Consider the following 15,321-nt stretch of genomic DNA (forward strand, 5'->3'; position numbering starts at 1 on the left):
CCCGGGGTCAGTCCGCCGCATCGAGTCGCCCCTCCAGGCGGCGCAGTTCGGCCTCCGGCGGCACCGGTGCGCCGGCCGGCAGTTCCGCGACGATCCGCAGCGCGGCGCAGGCCGGCCCGGCGACCCGGCGACCGCCGTCCCGCAGGTCGAAGGCGGAGTGGTGGAGCGGGCAGCGGATCAGCATCCGGTCGGCGTCCAGGTGGCCGTAGCGCATCAGGCCCTTGCGGTGCGGGCAGGCGGCGTCGGTGATCAGCCGCCGGCCGCCCGCCTCGACGAGGATCAGCCGCTCGCTGACCTGCTGGACCCGGGGGTCCTGCGCGGCCTCCTGGTCCGGCAGGCCCCCCTCCGGGGCCGGCCGGGCGCCGGCCTCGCCCGGGGTGTCCGGGGTGTCCGGGGTGTCCGGGGTGTCCGGCGTGTCCGGGGTGTCTTCGGTGACGGTCACGGTCATGCGCGTCCCGCCTCCCGGGCCAGGGCGATCGCCGTCTCCGTCGCGTCGCCGACGATGGCGCTGGTCAGCTCGACACCGGCCCACACCTTGGCGAGGTCCAAGCCCTGGGCCGCGTGCGTCTCCCGGATCGCCACCCGCATCTGCTTGCTGTGGTAGGTGTCGATGTAGAGGTGCTCGGTGTAGTACTTCCCCGACGTCAGGCCGAGCCGCCGGGCGGCCTGCGCGAAGCTGCGGAACCCGTACAGCACGCTGGCCTCGAAGTAGGCGTAGCCGCCGAGGAAGTACTCCGGGGTGTCCGCCCGCGAGGCCAGCCAGTGGAACATGTTGACGTAGGCGTGGCTCTGCGGGCTCGAGCCGGCCCGGTACGCCGCCACCTCGGTGGGCAGGTCCAGTTCGCGCAGCAGCTCGCGGTACAGCTCCGAGTGCGCCTGGTCGTCGTTGCCGCAGCCGAGTTCGTCCACCATCACGCGGAAGACGGCCATGCCGGCCTTGTAGGGCAGCCGCGGGACCACCGGCAGCAGATTGAGCGACTCGGTGAGCCCGTCCATCGCGAACTCGGAGACCACCACCCGGAACTGGTCGAGGGTCGCCTCCTCGGCGAGGAAGCGGTGGCTGTCGGAAGCCACCGCGCCCTCCCGGGCCAGGAAGCCCGACAGCTCCCGCAGGAGTTCGGTGTGCGAGGCGAACTCCGGGGCGGTACGGCGGTGGCCCTCGGCGATCGCCCCGATCCAGCGCTCCTCCATCCCGACCATCTCCTGGTACCCGGCCGCCGTCGGGACGGTCGTGTAGAGGTCGTACAGGCGCTTCTGGTCGATCACCGTGCAGGGTGTCCGGTTGCAGGGTGTCCGGTTGTCGGTCGGGGCCGTGGTCATGCGGTGCTCCAGGTCGGCTCGGGGCGAAAGTCACCGGTCGGCGGGACGTCGCCGGTTGGTAGGGTGACGCCGTTGATCAAGTGGCCGGCCGTCCTCCCGCCCACCGGGGGCTGCGGGACGCGGGCCGGAACGGGGCGGTCATGGTCGTGGCACGGCGTCCGAAGGTGGACAACTCCGATCCCTGGCTCCGGCGCTATCCCGTCGAGGGCGCCCGGGTGCGGCTGGTGTGCTTCCCGCACGCGGGCGGCACCGCGACCAGCTACCTGGACTGGCCGCAGCAACTGCCGCCCGACGTCGAGGTGCTGGCCGTGCAGTACCCGGGCCGGCAGAACCGGATCGCCGAGCCCTGCTTCGAGTCCCTGCCGGAGCTGGCCGAGGCGGCGACGCGGGCCCTCAAGGCCCACACCGGCCTGCCGCTGGTGCTGTTCGGGCACAGCATGGGCTCGGCGGTCGCCTACGAGGTCGCCCGCAACCTGCGGCGGGACGGCGGGCAGCGGGTGGCGCGGCTGCTGGTCTCGGGCCGCGGCGCACCGCACGTGGGCTACGGCGACCGGCGCCGGCCCGGCCTGGACGACGCCTCGCTGATCGCCGTGGTGCGGGCGCTGTCCGGCAGCGACGCCGACGTCTACGAGCACCCGGACATGCGGGAACTGCTGATGCCGTCGCTGCGCGCCGACTACACCATGCTGGACCGCTACCGGCCGGTCGCGCCCACCGAACTGCTGGACGTGCCGGTCACCGTGTTCGGCGGGGAGGACGACCCGGCCTGCCCGGTGGCCGAGCTGGACAGCTGGGCCGAGGTCACGAACGCCGGGCACGAGGTGCTGACGTACCCCGGCGGCCACTTCTACCTGCGCGAGCACGAGCGGGCGCTGCTGGCCGAGGTGGCCCGCCGGCTGCCCGGCGCGAACGGCGCTGGCGGCCCGGACGGCCTGAACGGCACGGACGGCCCGGTGGCCTGACGGCGCCGGGACGCCCCGGTGGTCCGACGGCGGCACGGTGCGGGTCATTCGGCACCCACCCGGTGGCCGGGGTCGGCCGCGACCCGCTCCAGCAGCGCGAGGTAGCCGTCCGCGAGCTGCCGGGCGGCTTCCGGGCCGAGCCGGTGGAGGTCGTGCTCCAGCCGGCCGGTGAGGCCGCCCGCGCCGTCCTCGTCCAGCGCGAGGCTGAGGTCGAACTTCGCGGTGCCGGTGTCGCAGGGCACCACCGTGGTGACCGTCCCCGGCAGTTCGGGCCCCCGGGCGGGGGTGCTGCCGAAGGTGAACATCAGCTGGAAGAACAGGCTGTGCCCGCGGCCGCGGGCGGGCCGCAGTTCCTCCACGACCCGTTCGAAGGGCACGTCCTGGTGGGCCAGCGCCTCGCCCACGGTCCGGCGCACCCGGGTGAGCAGATCGCGGAAGGACCGCTGCGGCTCCAGCTCGGTCCGCAGGCACAGGGTGTTGACGAACATGCCGACGACACCGTCCAGTTCGGGCCGGTCACGGCCCGAGGTGAGGGTGCCGACGACCAGGTCGCGGGCGCCCGAGGCGCGGTGGACCTGCTCGTGGAAGGCGCTCAGCAGGACCATGAACAGGGTGGCCCGTTCGGCCCCGGCGAGCTCCCGCAGCCGGGCGGTGAGCGCTGCGGGCACCGCGAAGGTGTGCACCGCGCCGCGGCCGGGGGCGGGCGCCGAGGCGTCCGGGGCGACGGGCAGCCGGGTGGTCTCCGGGGCGCCGGCGAGCTGCTTGCGCCAGTACGCCAGTTGCGCGTCCCAGCCCTGTTCGGCGGCCTGCCGGCGCTGCTCGCGGGCCCAGTCCCGGTACTCCGGGGCGGGGGCCGGCAGGTCGGCGTCGGTGCCGGCCGCCGCGGCCGCGGCCGCGTACAGCGGGCCGAGCTCGTCGAACAGGACCTCCATCGAGCGGCCGTCGAAGACGATGTGGTGCAGGACCAGGACCAGCAGGTGGTCCTCGGCCGCGCGGCGCACCAGGGTGGCCCGCAGCAGCGGGCCCCGGGTCAGGTCGAACGGCTCGCGCACCAGCCGGGCGGCGGCCTCGGCCACCGCCTCCTCGCCGCGGCCGGTCAGGTCCAGCAGCGGGAGGTCCGGCCGGTACGGCTCCCGCAGGACCTGCACGGGCAGGCCGTCCTCGGTGGCGAACACGGTGCGCAGGGCCCCGTGTCGCTCGACGAGGCCGCCGAGCGCCGTGTGCAGCGCGGCCCGGTCCAGCGGTCCGGCGATCCGTAGCACCACCGGCTCGTTGAACCGGGGCGAGCCGGGGGCGAGCTTGTGCAGCAGCCACATCTGCTGCTGGGCGTAGGAGGCCGGGGCGGGCCCGGCCCCTTCCCCGCCGGCCGTCCCCGGTGCGCCGGCCGTACCGGCCGCCGGGGCGGCGCGTTCCAGTTCCGCCGCGAGCGCGGCCACCGTGGGTGCCTGGAACAGGGTGCGCTGGCGGACGTCCGCGCCCAGCCGGGCGCGGCAGGCCGCGGCCAGCCGCACGGCGGTCAGCGAGTCGCCGCCGAGTTCGAAGAAGTCGTCGTCCACGGCGATCGGCGCCGTGCCGAGGACCTCCTCCCAGACCTCGGTCAGCTCGGCCTCCAGCGGGGTCCGCGGTGCGGTCGCGCCGGCGTCCGGCCGGCCGGACGCGAGGTCGAGCTCCAGGGTGCGCAGCGCGCGCCGGTCCACCTTGCCGTTGGCGTTCAGCGGCAGTCCGGCCAGGGCGGCGAACCGGGCCGGCACCAGGGCCGGCGGCAGCGCCTCGCGCAGCCGGGCGCGCAGCGCCCGGACCTGCGGGGCCCCCGCCCACACCACGCAGGCGACCAGCTGCTCGGCGCCGGTGTCGTCGGGCCGGGCGAGCACGGCGCTCTCCAGGACGCCGGGGAACTGGCCGATGGCGTTCTCGACCTCGCCGGGCTCGATCCGGATGCCGCGGATGTTGAGCTGGTAGTCGATGCGGCCGAGGAACTCCAGTTCGCCGCCGGGCAGTCGGCGGGCCAGGTCGCGGGTGCGGTACATCCGGCCGCCGGGCCGGTCGGTGAAGGGGTCGGGCAGGAAGCGGTCGGCGGTCAGGGCGGGCAGGCCGAGGTAGCCGCGGGACACCCCGGGGCCGCCGAGGTACAGCTCCCCCGGGTCGCCGTCCGGCACCGGCCGCATCCGGTCGTCGAGGACGTGGGCGTGGACCCCGGGCAGCGGTGTGCCGATGGGCAGCCGGTCCCAGCCGCGGATCTCCTGCGGCCCGGCCGCGGTCTCGTGCAGCAGCTGGGAGACGGTGGCCTCGGTGGCGCCGTACTCCTGGACGAGGCGGACCCCGGTGGCGCACCAGTCGGCGACCCGGTCGACGGCGACGGGTTCGCTGCCGACGACGAGCAGCCGGAGCGAGGGCGGGGCGACCGGCCCCTGCCCGCGGTCGAGCTCGCGCAGCCACTCGTACCAGTAGGACGGGGTCAGCTGGAGCACCGAGACGCGCTCGCGTTCGATCAGGGCGAGCAGCCGGGCGCTGTCGGCGAGTTCCTCGGCCGGGTCCATGACCAGGCAGGCGCCGGCGGCCCAGGTGGACAGGACCTCCTCGGCCGCCACCGAGAAGCCGATGGAGGCGAACTGCAGGACCCGGTCGGCCGGGGTCAGGTCCAGCCGGTCGGCGATGCCGAGGGCCAGCGCGGCCAGCGCGGCCTGGCCCAGCGGGACGCCCTTGGGGCGGCCGGTGGAGCCGGAGGTGTACGCGATCCAGCCCAGGTGCCCGGGGTGGAGTCCGGGCCCGGCCGCCGCCTCGTCGGCCGGCTCCCCGTCGGCCGTGTCCCCGTCGACCGGGCTCTCGGCGGGCTCGTCGAGCAGCAGGACGCGGGCGGTGTGCCCGGGGAGCCGGTCGGCGAGGCCGCCGGTGGTGAGCAGGACGGGGGCCCCGACGTCGCCGAGGACGAACGCGAGCCGCTCGGCCGGGTACCCCGGGTCCAGCGGCACGCACGCGCCGCCGGCCTTCAGGACGCCGAGCAGGGCGACGGCGAGCTCCGCCGAGCGGTGCAGGTGGATGCCGACCGGGACGTCCGGCCCGACGCCCGCGCCGCGCAGGCGGCGGGCCAGCAGGCCGGCCCGCCGGTCCAGTTCCCGGTAGCTGAGCCGGGTGCCGCCGCAGTCGAGGGCGGGGGCGTCGGGCGTGCGGCGGACCCGTTCCGCCAGCAGGGCGGGGAGGGTGACCGGCCCGTCCGCGGGGAGGTGGAGGGGGTTCACGGGACGAGGACCACCTTCGTGGCGTGGCCGGCGTCGAACAGCTTGAAGCCCTCCACGGCCTCGGCGAGGGGGAGCCGGTGGGAGATCAGGAACGTGGGGTCGATGCGTCCGGTGCGGATCAGCCGCATCAGCCGGTCGCGGGAGCTGATCGGGTCCCCGACGGCGAACCGGAGGGTGAGTTCCTTGCCGAAGGCGAGGCCGGTGGGCATCGGCATGGCCTCGGAGGCGTGCGCGCCCACGGCGCACACGGTGCCCAGCGGCCGGACGATCTCCAGCGCGCTGCGCAGCGAGGCGTCCACGCCGACGGCCTCCAGGACGACGTCGGCTCCGCGCCCCTCGGTCAGCGCGCGGACCCGCTCGGCGAGGTCGTCGCCGGTGTCCAGCGGCACCGCGCCCTGGGCCGCGGCCGCCGCTCGCCGGCCCTCGGCCGGGTCGATCGCCAGGACCTGGGCCGCGCCCATCAGTTGGGCCGCCTTGAGGGCCATCAGGCCGACCGGGCCGCAGCCGACCACGGCGACCACGTCGCCGGGCCGGATCCCGGCGCGGTCGGCGGCGGCGTAGCCGGTGGCCAGGATGTCCCCGACGAACAGGGCCTGTTCGTCGGAGACCTCGTCGGGGATCGCGGACAGCACGGTGTCGGCGAACGGGACCCGGACGTACTCGGCGTGGCCGCCGGCCACCGCGGTGCTGCCGACCACGGTGTCGTAGCCGAACAGGCCGACCTCGGCGCACTGGTAGTGCCAGCCGCGCAGGCAGTACCAGCAGCCGCCGCAGGCGATCACGTCGGAGGCCACCACGCGGTCGCCGGGGCGGAAGCCGCGCACCGCGGGGCCGGTCTCCTCGACCACGCCCGTGAACTCGTGGCCGGTGACGGTGCCGGGGGTGAAGCCGGGTATCTCGCCGCGGTAGGGGTGCAGGTCGGTGCCGCAGACGGCGGACCGGACCACCCGGACGAGGGCGTCGCCCGGGGCGGTCAGGGTGGGGACGGGGGCGTCGACGACCCGTACGTCGTAGGGGGCGTGCCATTGCAGGGTCTTCACAGGAGCCCCCTCCGGGTCTCGGCGAGCAGCCCGGCCGCGGCGCCGCCCATCAGGGAGGCGTGTTCGGCCGGGGTGAGTGCGGTGCCGTCGGGCCAGAGCGAGTCGTCGGTGGCGAGTTCGCGCATCCGGGACACCGAGTCGGTCATGGTGCAGAAGGGGTGGTCGGTCCCCCACAGCAGGCGGTCCAGTACGCCGAGGGCGCGGGCCTTGGCCAGGGCGGCGGCGACCGTGGCGGCGGGCCGGTACCAGCTGAAGATGGACAGGTCCGCGTACACCCTGGGGTGACGGGACATCAGGTCCAGTGCGGTGTCGGTCCACGGCGTGCCGAGGTGGGCGAGGATCAGCCGCAGGCCCGGGAAGTCGGTGGCGACCCGGTCGAGCAGCCGCGGGGAGAAGTACCGCGGGTCGGCCTTCTTCGCCGGGGTGTAGCCGGTGTGCACGAGGACCGGGACGTCCAGTTCCTGGGCGACCTCGTAGACGTCGTTCCAGAGCGGGTCCGCGGGGGACATCCGCAGGTAGCAGGGGGCGGTCTTGAGTCCGGACAGCCCCAGTTCGGTGACGGCGTGGCGGAGTTCGGCCGCGGCGCCGGGCGTGCCGGCGTCGACCGAGGCGAAGCCGGTGAACCGGTCGGGGTGGCGGGCGCAGATCCCGGCGACGAACTCGTTGGGGACCTTGAACCCCTCGATCCGCCGGACGTCGAAGGCGAGGAGGAAGGCCCGGTCCACACCGGCCTCGTCCATGTGGGCGAGCAGTGCGGCCTCGGGCGCGGTCAGGGCCTGCGGCGGCATGCCGGTGGTGGCCATCATCTCCTCGGCGAAGGAGGCGGTGTAGTGCCGGTAGTACTCGCCCGCGTGGACGTGGGAGTCGATGATCACGCGCCGGCCCTCCGTCCTTCCGTCCAGGTGGCCAGGTGTACGGCCTTGGGGCCGAGGTCCAGCAGTTCGGCCCGGCCGTCGTGGTGCAGGGTGGTGCGGACCGGGCGGGGGGCGTGGTTGATCACCAGCGCGCACCGCTCGTCCCCGCGGCCCAGGACGCCGACCTCGACCTCGGGGCTGTCGACGGTGGGCCCGGTGACGAGCTCGTCGGTGAGGCCCTCGGCCGCGGCGACGTCGGCGTAGAGCCGGTGCCAGGGCGCCTCGTCCAGCCGGTGCGGGGCGTTGAGCTGCTGCTCGAACGGGGCGTTGAGGTGGTACGCGACGCCCCGGCCGTAGCGGTGGCGGGTGAGCGCGGGCGAGCCGTCGGGGAAGGCGGCGAGCACGGTGGCGGTGGTCGCGGCGAGCACCGGGAGCTGGCCGGCCTCCCGCACCAGCGGGTAGCGGGTGCCCTGCCAGGTGAAGGAGTCGGCGTCCGCGGCGCGCAGGGTGAAGTCGGTGATCCGGACGCCGAACAGCTCCTCCCCGCCGAAGCCGTGCAGCAGGTCGCCGCCGGTGTAGAGCAGGACGCCGCCCGCCTCGACGTAGTCGGCCAGCGCCCGCTGGCCGTCGAGGGTGATGTGGCGCACGGAGGGGCAGATCAGCAGCCGCCGGCCACCGGGGGCCCCGGGCGCGACCGGCGGGCCGGCCGTGAACTCGTAGGGCAGGTGGGCGCGTTGGAGGAGCTGGGCGGCGTAGAAGCCGGCCGCCGCGTCGGAGCCGCCGGAGGCGAGGTAGCCGGCGTTGCCCTCTTCCCGGTGCTCGGGCAGGTGGACGCCGACGGGCGCGGGCAGCGGCCGGAACCCGGCCAGTTCGCCGGTCGCCCGGGCGGCGAACTCCCGGAAGGCCGCCATGGCCGGCTTGGGCGTGCCGTCGGCGCGCAGCAGGCCGACGAACCGCTCGTTGGGGCGCAGCGCGTACGGCTTGGCCTCGGTGGTGAAGTCCTGCCAGCACCAGACGATCACCCCGCAGGCCCCGGCGGCCAGCGCGGCGTGGGCGGCGACCCGCAGGTAGTCCCGGGCGGTCTCCTCGTCGCAGCCGTAGCTGCCGAGTTCGTCGACCAGCACTGGGCGGTGCTCCCGGCCGCGGCGGACCAGGTAGGGCACCAGGGCGCCGGCCTTGGGGGCGGCGACGGACTCCACGTGGAACGGGCTCCACACCGGGAACCCGTGCAGGCCCACCAGGTCGAGCGGCTCGGCGTGTTCGGGCCGGAAGGAGTGCGTGCCGGTGACCGCGGAGGCCTCGTTGGCCTGCAGCACCAGGGCGCCGGGGTGGGCCTCGCGGACGGCGCTGGCGAGCAGGCCCCACCAGCGGCGGACCCCCTCGGGGCCGAGCGCGCCGGAGGCCGCCTGGTCGACGTGGATGACCTCGTCGCCGAGGTCGTACGCGAGGACGTCGGCGGACCCGCCCAGGGCGGTGACGACGTGCCGCACGAAGCCCAGCTGGCGCTCGGTCATCTCGGGGTCGTGCCACAGGTCCCGGCCGGCCCGCCACGGCGGGTCGAAGCGCTGCCCGTTCATCCAGATGGTGAGCAGCGAGGGCAGGCACTGCAGTCCGTGCCGGGCGGCGAGGGAGCCGAAGGTGCGCAGTCGCTCGGTGGCCACCGGGTCGTAGACGCCGGGCTCCGGTTCGAAGTCGGCCCAGAAGACGAAGAAGCGGACGGTGTTGAAGCCGAGTTCGGCCATCCGGGCGAAGTCGGCGTCGAGGCGCTCCGGGTCCCAGTCCCGCCAGTAGTCGCAACCGGCTTCCGAGGGGTGGTAGTTGAAGCCGACGCTGAAGTACGGTGCACCGTCCCGCCGGAACCCCCCGTCGACGAGGGTGTATCGGTGGGCGGGGTTCGGGGTCACGCGCCGGCCCCGGGGGCCTCGGCGAGGGCGTCCCGGAGGGCCTGGGCCACCAGGTCGGTGTCGTCGTCGGTCATGTCGACGTGCAGGGGCAGCGATAGTTGACGGTCCATCACCTCTTCGGTGACCGGGAGGTCGCCCTCGCGGTGGCCGAAGCGCTCCCGGTAGGCGGTGAACAGGTGGGTGGGCGGGTAGTGCACCCCGCTCTGGACGCCGGCCGCGCGCAGCGCGTCCTGGATCGCGCCGCGGGCGTCGCCGTCCGGCAGCAGCACCGCGAAGAGGTGGTGCGCGGCGAGGTCGGCGGGCCGGTCGTGGAAGGGCAGGCCGAGGCCCTCGGTGCCGGCGAGGCCCTCGAGGTAGCGGGTGACGATCTCCTGGCGGCGGACCTGGCGCTGCGGCAGGTCGGCCAGCTGGACGAGGCCGATCGCGCTGCCGAGCTCGGTGGGGCGGTAGTTGAGGCCGAAGGAGTCGACGTCGTAGAGCGAGGGGCCGCCGCGGTGACGGTCCTGGGCGCTGACGGTGAGGGCGTGCGAGCGCAGGCGGCGGATCCGTTCGCGCACTGCGGCGTCGCGGGCGACCACCATGCCGCCCTCACCGGTGGCGAGGTTCTTGGTGGCGAAGAAGCTGTAGCAGCCGATGTCGCCGACGGTGCCCAGCACGCCGTGCGCGGAGCGGGTCGCGGGGGCGTGCGCGGAGTCCTCGACGAGGGCCACGCCGTGCTTGCGGGCCAGGGCGGCGAGCGCGGGCAGGTCGGCCGCGTGCCCGCCGTAGTGCATGGCGACGATCGCCTTGGTCCGGGGGGTGATGCGGGCGGCGACGTCGGCGGGGTCGACGCACAGGTCGTCCGGGCCGGTGATGTCGGCGAAGACCGGGGTGGCCCCGCACAGGGTGACCACGGCGGCCGCGGAGACGAAGCTCAGCGACGGGAGGACGACCTCGTCGCCGGGGCCCAGGTCCAGGGCGAGGAAGGCCAGGTGCAGGGCGGCCGTGCCGTTGCTGACCGCGACCGCGTCCTCGGCGCCCGCCGTCCGGGCGAAGGCCTCCTCGAACTCCCGGGTCACGGGCCCGTTGGACAGCCAGCCGGAGCGCATCACCGCGGCCACGGCGTCGAACTCGGCTTCGCCGAGCCGGGGCCGGTACAGGTTGACCTTCCAGTCGGACATCTCTATCCACCATCCCCCCGCGCGCCGGTGGTGCGCGGTGTTCGTTCGGGTGCCGCGTGCGTGTGCATCGGGCACGGTGCGGTGGTGCCGGCGGTGGGCCGCTCGGCAGCACGCGCGGGTCGTCCCCCGGGGCCCCGCGGGTCGGGCGGGATCCGGAGGGGACGGCCTAAGGGGTGCCGGCCGGGCCGGCGGTGTGTGCGGTGAGCCGGTCGTAGACGGCCTGGTACCGGTCGGTCACCGCGTCCCAGCTGAGTTCCCGCTCGGTGCGGAGCCGGCCGGCCGCCCCGAGGGCCGCCGCCTCGGCGGGGTCGGCGAGCAGTCGGGCCACGGCCGCCGCGACGGCGTCCGGGTCGGGTTCGCACAGCAGTCCGTCCACGCCGTGCCGGACGACCTCCTCGCCGCCGTCGAAGGTGACGGAGACGACCGGCTTCCCGTTGACCCACGCCTCGACGAAGACCAGCGGGAAGATGTCCACGGTGGACGGCAGGCAGAACACGTCGCAGGCGGCGAGGGCGTCGGCCTTCTCGTCCTCCTCGACCATGCCGAGGTCGAGGATCCGCGGGTCGCGGTGGGCGGCGAAGACCTCCGCGCAGTCCTCGTCCCAGTCCGGGCCGGCGAACACGAACCGGGCCCCGGGGTGGTCCGCCCACACCGTGCGGGCGGCCTGGAGCAGCAGGTGGTAGCCCTTGCTGCGCATCTTGCGGCCGAGGAAGAGGACCATCGGCCCGTCGATGCCGTGGCGGGCCCGGAAGGCCGCGCCGTCGGGCGCGCCGGCGCTCAGCTGCGGCCCCTGGCCGTTGAGGTGCAGGGCCGTCGGGTCGACGCCGGCCTCGACGAACAGCCGCCGCTCCGCCTCGGTGAGCACGAAGACGGCGTCCGCCTGCCGGGCGACGTCCAGGACGGCCTCCCGGTCCTGCCACACGCCGGCGGCCGAGGCCGGGGTGAACACGAACGGGACGTCCCACTCGCGGGCGAGCCGCAGCGCGGCCTGCGGGTAGTCCGGCCAGACGCTGTCGAAGGCGTGCACCACGTCGGGCCGCGCGGCGGGCGGGGTCGAGGCCGGCAGCACACCGACCTCGACTCCGGCGCCGGTCATCCACCGGGCCGACTCCTCGTCCGTGCTGCTGCAGTACAGCCCGACCCGGTGGCCGCGCCGGGCCAGCGACTCGGCGAGGTTCTGGGCCATCGCCTCGGCGCCGGCGCGGGCCGGGAAGTAGCCGCGGTGGACGATGCGCACGTGGGTCATGACTGCTGCTTCCGAGCGGCCCGGTCGCGGGCGTACCACTCGTAGGTGCGGCGGACGCCCTCGCGCAGGTCGGTCTTCGGCTCGTAACCGGTGAGCGAGCGCAGCAGCGAGATGTCCGGGACGCGGCGCTCCGGGGAGAGCGGCGGGGCGGGGTGGACGTCGAGGGCCGGGTGCCGGTCGACGACGTCGAAGACCACCTTGGCGAGGTCGTCGATCCGGATCTCCTCGCGGTCGTTGCCGACGTTGACCAGGAGGGTGTCCCCGGTGGGCAGGGCGGTCAGCGCGGCGATGGCCTCGACGGCGTCCTCGACGTAGCAGAACGCCCGGAACTGGTCGGCGCCGTAGATCTCGAACGGGTCGGCGCCGCCGAGCAGCCGCTCGATGAACTGCGGGATGACGTGCTCGTAGCCCATCCGCGGCCCGTACACGTTGTGGAAGCGCACCATGCGCAGCGGGAAGCCGTACGCCTGGGCGTAGTTGCGGCACAGCAGCTCGCCGGCGATCTTGCTGAAGCCGTACGAGGAGCGGGCCACCGTCGGGTCCGAGACGACGAGCTGCACGTCCTCGGGGGTCGGCACCGGTGCCACGCCCGCGGTGACGCTGCCCGCGTACGCCTCGCTGGAGGAGGCGAAGCAGAGGGTGGCGCCGTCCAGCTCCTTGAACCAGTCCAGGACGTGGATGGTGGAGAGCAGGTTGGTGCGCAGCACGCGCTGCGGCTCCTGGTTGGAGTAGACCACGCCGACGACGGCGGCGAGGTGGTAGACCTCGTCGAAGTCGCGGGGCAGGTCCGCGGGCAGCGGGAGGGTCAGGTCGTGGGTGAACACCGTGACCTTGGAGCGGAGTTCGTCGAGCTCGTCGTCCTGGCGGCCGCGGCTGAAGTCGTCGACGACGGTGACGTCGTGCTCGTCGGCCAGCCGGCGGGCCAGGTGCATGCCGATGAATCCGGCACCGCCCGTGATCAGGATCTTCTTACGCATGGCCGAGCCTCATAACGTTGGACGTGGCGGGGAGGATGCGCCAGGTGTCGTAGACGACGGCCGGCGGCGCCATGGTGGCCACCAGCGCGTCGATGTCCTGGTCGCGGTAGGAGAGGTGGTTGTTGAGGACGACGACGGCGTGGGCGCCCTCGAAGCCCTCCGCGAGGTCCACCGGGCGCACGCCGAGTGCGGCGATGCGCTCGTGCGGGACCGCGAAGTCGTGGCCGACGATCTCGCCGACCCGGCCGCGCAGCACGTCGAGCAGGCCCTCGTAGGCGGAGCCGCGCAGGTCGTCGGTCTCGGGCTGGCCCTTGTAGGCGAAGCCGGAGACCAGCACCCGGGCGGTGGCCGGGTCGCAGCCCTGCTCCCACAGGGCGGCCAGCACGCGCTCGCCGATCCGGCGCGGCACGGACTCGTTGAGCTGCCGGGCCGCGGCGATCATGCCGGGGGTGTGGCCGTGCGGCTTGAGCGCGTGCATCAGCAGGTACGGGTCCTTGGTGAGGCAGCTGCCGCCGACGAAGCCGGGCAGGCTCAGGTCGGGCCGCGGGTAGCCGAAGTTGGCGCTCTTGATCAGCTCCACCGCGTCCAGGCCGAGCTTCTCGGCCATCAGCGCCACCTCGTTGCCGTACCCGTAGATCAGGTCGGTGTGGCAGTTGCAGATCAGCTTGATCATCTCGGCGGCCTCGACCGAGGAGACCGGCACCACGGTGGGCGTCTGCGTGGCGAACAGCTCGGTGGCGCGGCGCACGGCCTCGTCGTCGATCCCGCCGACGATCTGCGGCAGCGACAGCAGCTCGTCCAACGCCTTGCCCTGGATGGTCCGTTCGGGGCAGAACGCGACCAGCGGCTCGGCCACCGTGCGCTGCAGCACGGGCAGCACCAGGTTGCGGGTGGTGCCGACCGGCACGGTGCTGCGGACGATCACCAGGGTGTTCTCGTCGATCCCGCCGGCGATGGTCTCCACCGCCGCCTGGAGGTGGCGCAGGTTGGGCTCGGTGCCGTCCACCTCGATCGGGGTGCCCACGCAGATGATGACCACCGGCGGGAGGGCGCCGGCCCCCAGTTCGGAGGTGACCTTCAGCCGGGTGCCGACGGCCTCCCGGAAGACCTCCTCGACGCCGGGCTCGGCGAGCTGGAGCACGCCCGCGTCGAGGTCCTCGGCGACCTTCTTGTTGTACTCGTACCCGAGGACGCTCTTGCCGGTCTTCAGCAGGGCCGCGGTGAGCGTGACACCGACGTATCCCAGACCCACGACGCAGACGTCGTAGTCGGCGTTGGACATGGTTGACTCCATCACTTCCCCTTCGAGTTCGAAACGGGTCACATCACGCGGCCGACGGGTCGCCGCCGGCGGCCCCGACGACCCAGAAGGTCTTCTCCGGCTTTCCGCCCAGCTGGCGCTTCTGGTCGTCGAGGCCCTTGACCTCGGAACCGCCGGCGTCCACCTCGCGGATGCCCTGCTCCCACATGAGCCGGAACACGGTGAGCCAGACGTACTGCGGAATGGCGGTGAATCCGGTGCTGTCCTTGAAGAGCCCGGTCAGCCGCTCCCGGAAACGCATGGTCATGGTGCAGTAGAGGGCGGCCCGCCGCTCGCCTGTCCGCTCTCCCGCGAAGAACATCGCGGGGAATTTCTCGCCGTCCTCGGTGACGATGTTGCCGAGGTACGAGAAGTAGTCCCGCTCGTTCTCGCCGCCCGGCTTCACGCGGACGATGGCGAGGTAGTCCTCGGGGGTCGAGCCGACGACGGTGCCCTGTTCGCGGCGCGCCTGGAAATAGCTCTCGACGACGCCGCGGGCGCTCTCCTTCTCGGGCCCGGAGTAGTGGTAGGGCTCGATCTGGAAGGAGAGGTGGGGGTTGCGCTCCAGGAAGTTCTGGAAGCGCCGGTAGGCCATCTTGTTCTTGTTCTTGTACTTCCGGCGCTCCTCGCCGGCCAGCTTGGCGACCTGGAGCGTCCCGTCCTCGTCCTGGTCGAAGACCTCGTCCAGGTAGTAGACCCGGTTGGGGTAGGTCTCGTCCTCCTCCGGGGCCCCGAGGTGCCAGGGGTCGGTGTCGATCCCGGTGAACCCGGCGCCCAGGAAGGCGTCGCGGTCCTCGGGCGACAGGTGCCGGACGTACACCGACTCCCGGGCCAGGCCGGCCGCGCGGACGGTGGCGATGAACTCCCGGACCGCCTCGATCCGGGTCGGGCCCTTCGGGGCGACGATGTGGAGGTGCTTGGCGACGTGCCCCTCCTTGCTGAAGTACCCGACCCCGAAGATGTTGGTCCCGTCGTGGTAGACGAGCCCGTTCGGGTACTTGCTGCTGGCGCCGCGGAGATTGTATCCGTTCGCGTAGAGCATGAGGCCGATGTGGCCCATGGCGAACGATCCGTCCTTGTACTTCTGGATGATGTCGAAGGATTCCTCGACCGGCGTGATGCGCGGCCCGAAAATGTCCCTGAGACGGTCCTCGAATTGGTCCCGTTCGATCGCGAGAAGGCGCACAGGTATTCAACCTCCAACAGGCTCGGGAAAGAATTCCCAGAAGCCCTGATTCGTATGCCGCGAGCTTATCGTGTCCGGCTCGTACAACACAGGTGGGAAATGGAATTCCGGATGTTCCGCGGAATTTCTGCTCCGC

The 15,321-nt window shown here is 73.8% G+C and carries 12 protein-coding genes; 1 reads left to right on the forward strand and 11 read right to left on the reverse strand.

Annotated elements, in window-relative coordinates; all coding sequences use genetic code 11:
• Positions 1-7 precede the first annotated feature (7 nt).
• Both ABTY56_RS31980 and ABTY56_RS31985 read right to left on the reverse strand, forming a co-directional pair.
• The gene (locus ABTY56_RS31980) at positions 8-448 is read right to left on the reverse strand and encodes a Rieske 2Fe-2S domain-containing protein (protein ID WP_350632857.1); all 441 of its coding nucleotides are present in this window, start codon (positions 446-448) and stop codon (positions 8-10) included.
• Complete coding sequence (locus tag ABTY56_RS31985; RefSeq protein ID WP_350632858.1) at positions 445-1,320, reverse strand: iron-containing redox enzyme family protein; 876 nt, start codon at positions 1,318-1,320, stop codon at positions 445-447. Before ABTY56_RS31985 ends, ABTY56_RS31980 begins: the two co-directional genes overlap by 4 nt.
• A 140-nt stretch (positions 1,321-1,460) precedes the next feature.
• On the opposite strand from ABTY56_RS31985, the gene ABTY56_RS31990 reads away from it, so the two are divergent.
• On the forward strand, positions 1,461-2,282 hold the full coding sequence (locus tag ABTY56_RS31990; protein WP_350632859.1) for a thioesterase II family protein: 822 nt from the start codon (positions 1,461-1,463) through the stop codon (positions 2,280-2,282).
• 44 nt (positions 2,283-2,326) lie between these two features.
• Here the strand turns inward: ABTY56_RS31990 and ABTY56_RS31995 are convergent, their stop codons facing one another.
• The 9 genes from ABTY56_RS31995 to ABTY56_RS32035 all read right to left on the reverse strand — a co-directional run bounded on the left by ABTY56_RS31995 (position 2,327) and on the right by ABTY56_RS32035 (position 15,185).
• Complete coding sequence (locus tag ABTY56_RS31995) at positions 2,327-5,518, reverse strand: non-ribosomal peptide synthetase (RefSeq protein ID WP_350632860.1); 3,192 nt, start codon at positions 5,516-5,518, stop codon at positions 2,327-2,329.
• The gene (locus ABTY56_RS32000) at positions 5,515-6,558 is read right to left on the reverse strand and encodes an alcohol dehydrogenase family protein (RefSeq protein WP_350632861.1); all 1,044 of its coding nucleotides are present in this window, start codon (positions 6,556-6,558) and stop codon (positions 5,515-5,517) included. The genes ABTY56_RS31995 and ABTY56_RS32000 overlap by 4 nt, the downstream gene beginning before the upstream one ends.
• Positions 6,555-7,433, reverse strand: a complete 879-nt coding sequence (locus ABTY56_RS32005) for an amidohydrolase family protein (RefSeq protein WP_350632862.1) — start codon at positions 7,431-7,433, stop codon at positions 6,555-6,557. Before ABTY56_RS32005 ends, ABTY56_RS32000 begins: the two co-directional genes overlap by 4 nt.
• On the reverse strand, positions 7,430-9,316 hold the full coding sequence (locus tag ABTY56_RS32010; RefSeq protein WP_350632863.1) for a beta-galactosidase trimerization domain-containing protein: 1,887 nt from the start codon (positions 9,314-9,316) through the stop codon (positions 7,430-7,432). The genes ABTY56_RS32005 and ABTY56_RS32010 overlap by 4 nt, the downstream gene beginning before the upstream one ends.
• The gene (locus tag ABTY56_RS32015; protein ID WP_350632864.1) at positions 9,313-10,476 is read right to left on the reverse strand and encodes a DegT/DnrJ/EryC1/StrS family aminotransferase; all 1,164 of its coding nucleotides are present in this window, start codon (positions 10,474-10,476) and stop codon (positions 9,313-9,315) included. Before ABTY56_RS32015 ends, ABTY56_RS32010 begins: the two co-directional genes overlap by 4 nt.
• Before the next feature lie 166 nt (positions 10,477-10,642).
• On the reverse strand, positions 10,643-11,722 hold the full coding sequence (locus ABTY56_RS32020; RefSeq protein WP_350632865.1) for a glycosyltransferase family 4 protein: 1,080 nt from the start codon (positions 11,720-11,722) through the stop codon (positions 10,643-10,645).
• A complete protein-coding gene (locus ABTY56_RS32025) occupies positions 11,719-12,699 on the reverse strand; it encodes an NAD-dependent epimerase/dehydratase family protein (protein WP_350523427.1) in 981 nt (326 codons plus the stop codon). The genes ABTY56_RS32020 and ABTY56_RS32025 overlap by 4 nt, the downstream gene beginning before the upstream one ends.
• The gene (locus tag ABTY56_RS32030; RefSeq protein WP_350632866.1) at positions 12,692-13,981 is read right to left on the reverse strand and encodes a nucleotide sugar dehydrogenase; all 1,290 of its coding nucleotides are present in this window, start codon (positions 13,979-13,981) and stop codon (positions 12,692-12,694) included. Before ABTY56_RS32030 ends, ABTY56_RS32025 begins: the two co-directional genes overlap by 8 nt.
• A 43-nt stretch (positions 13,982-14,024) precedes the next feature.
• Positions 14,025-15,185, reverse strand: coding sequence for a hypothetical protein (locus tag ABTY56_RS32035; protein WP_350632867.1), 1,161 nt, complete (start codon positions 15,183-15,185; stop codon positions 14,025-14,027).
• Between the last annotated feature and the right edge of the window lie 136 nt (positions 15,186-15,321).

The organism is Kitasatospora sp. NPDC097691, assembly GCF_040302665.1.
GTDB lineage: Bacteria > Actinomycetota > Actinomycetes > Streptomycetales > Streptomycetaceae > Kitasatospora.

Excerpts from the sequence above, each read along its gene's own strand:
- ABTY56_RS32020 (WP_350632865.1), bottom strand. The coding sequence starts at position 11,722 with ATGACCCACGTGCGCATCGTCCACCGCGGCTACTTCCCGGCCCGCGCC.
- ABTY56_RS31990 (WP_350632859.1), top strand. The coding sequence starts at position 1,461 with ATGGTCGTGGCACGGCGTCCGAAGGTGGACAACTCCGATCCCTGGCTC.
- ABTY56_RS32015 (WP_350632864.1), bottom strand. The coding sequence starts at position 10,476 with ATGTCCGACTGGAAGGTCAACCTGTACCGGCCCCGGCTCGGCGAAGCC.
- ABTY56_RS31980 (WP_350632857.1), bottom strand. The coding sequence starts at position 448 with ATGACCGTGACCGTCACCGAAGACACCCCGGACACGCCGGACACCCCG.
- ABTY56_RS31985 (WP_350632858.1), bottom strand. The coding sequence starts at position 1,320 with ATGACCACGGCCCCGACCGACAACCGGACACCCTGCAACCGGACACCC.
- ABTY56_RS32030 (WP_350632866.1), bottom strand. The coding sequence starts at position 13,981 with ATGTCCAACGCCGACTACGACGTCTGCGTCGTGGGTCTGGGATACGTC.
- ABTY56_RS32025 (WP_350523427.1), bottom strand. The coding sequence starts at position 12,699 with ATGCGTAAGAAGATCCTGATCACGGGCGGTGCCGGATTCATCGGCATG.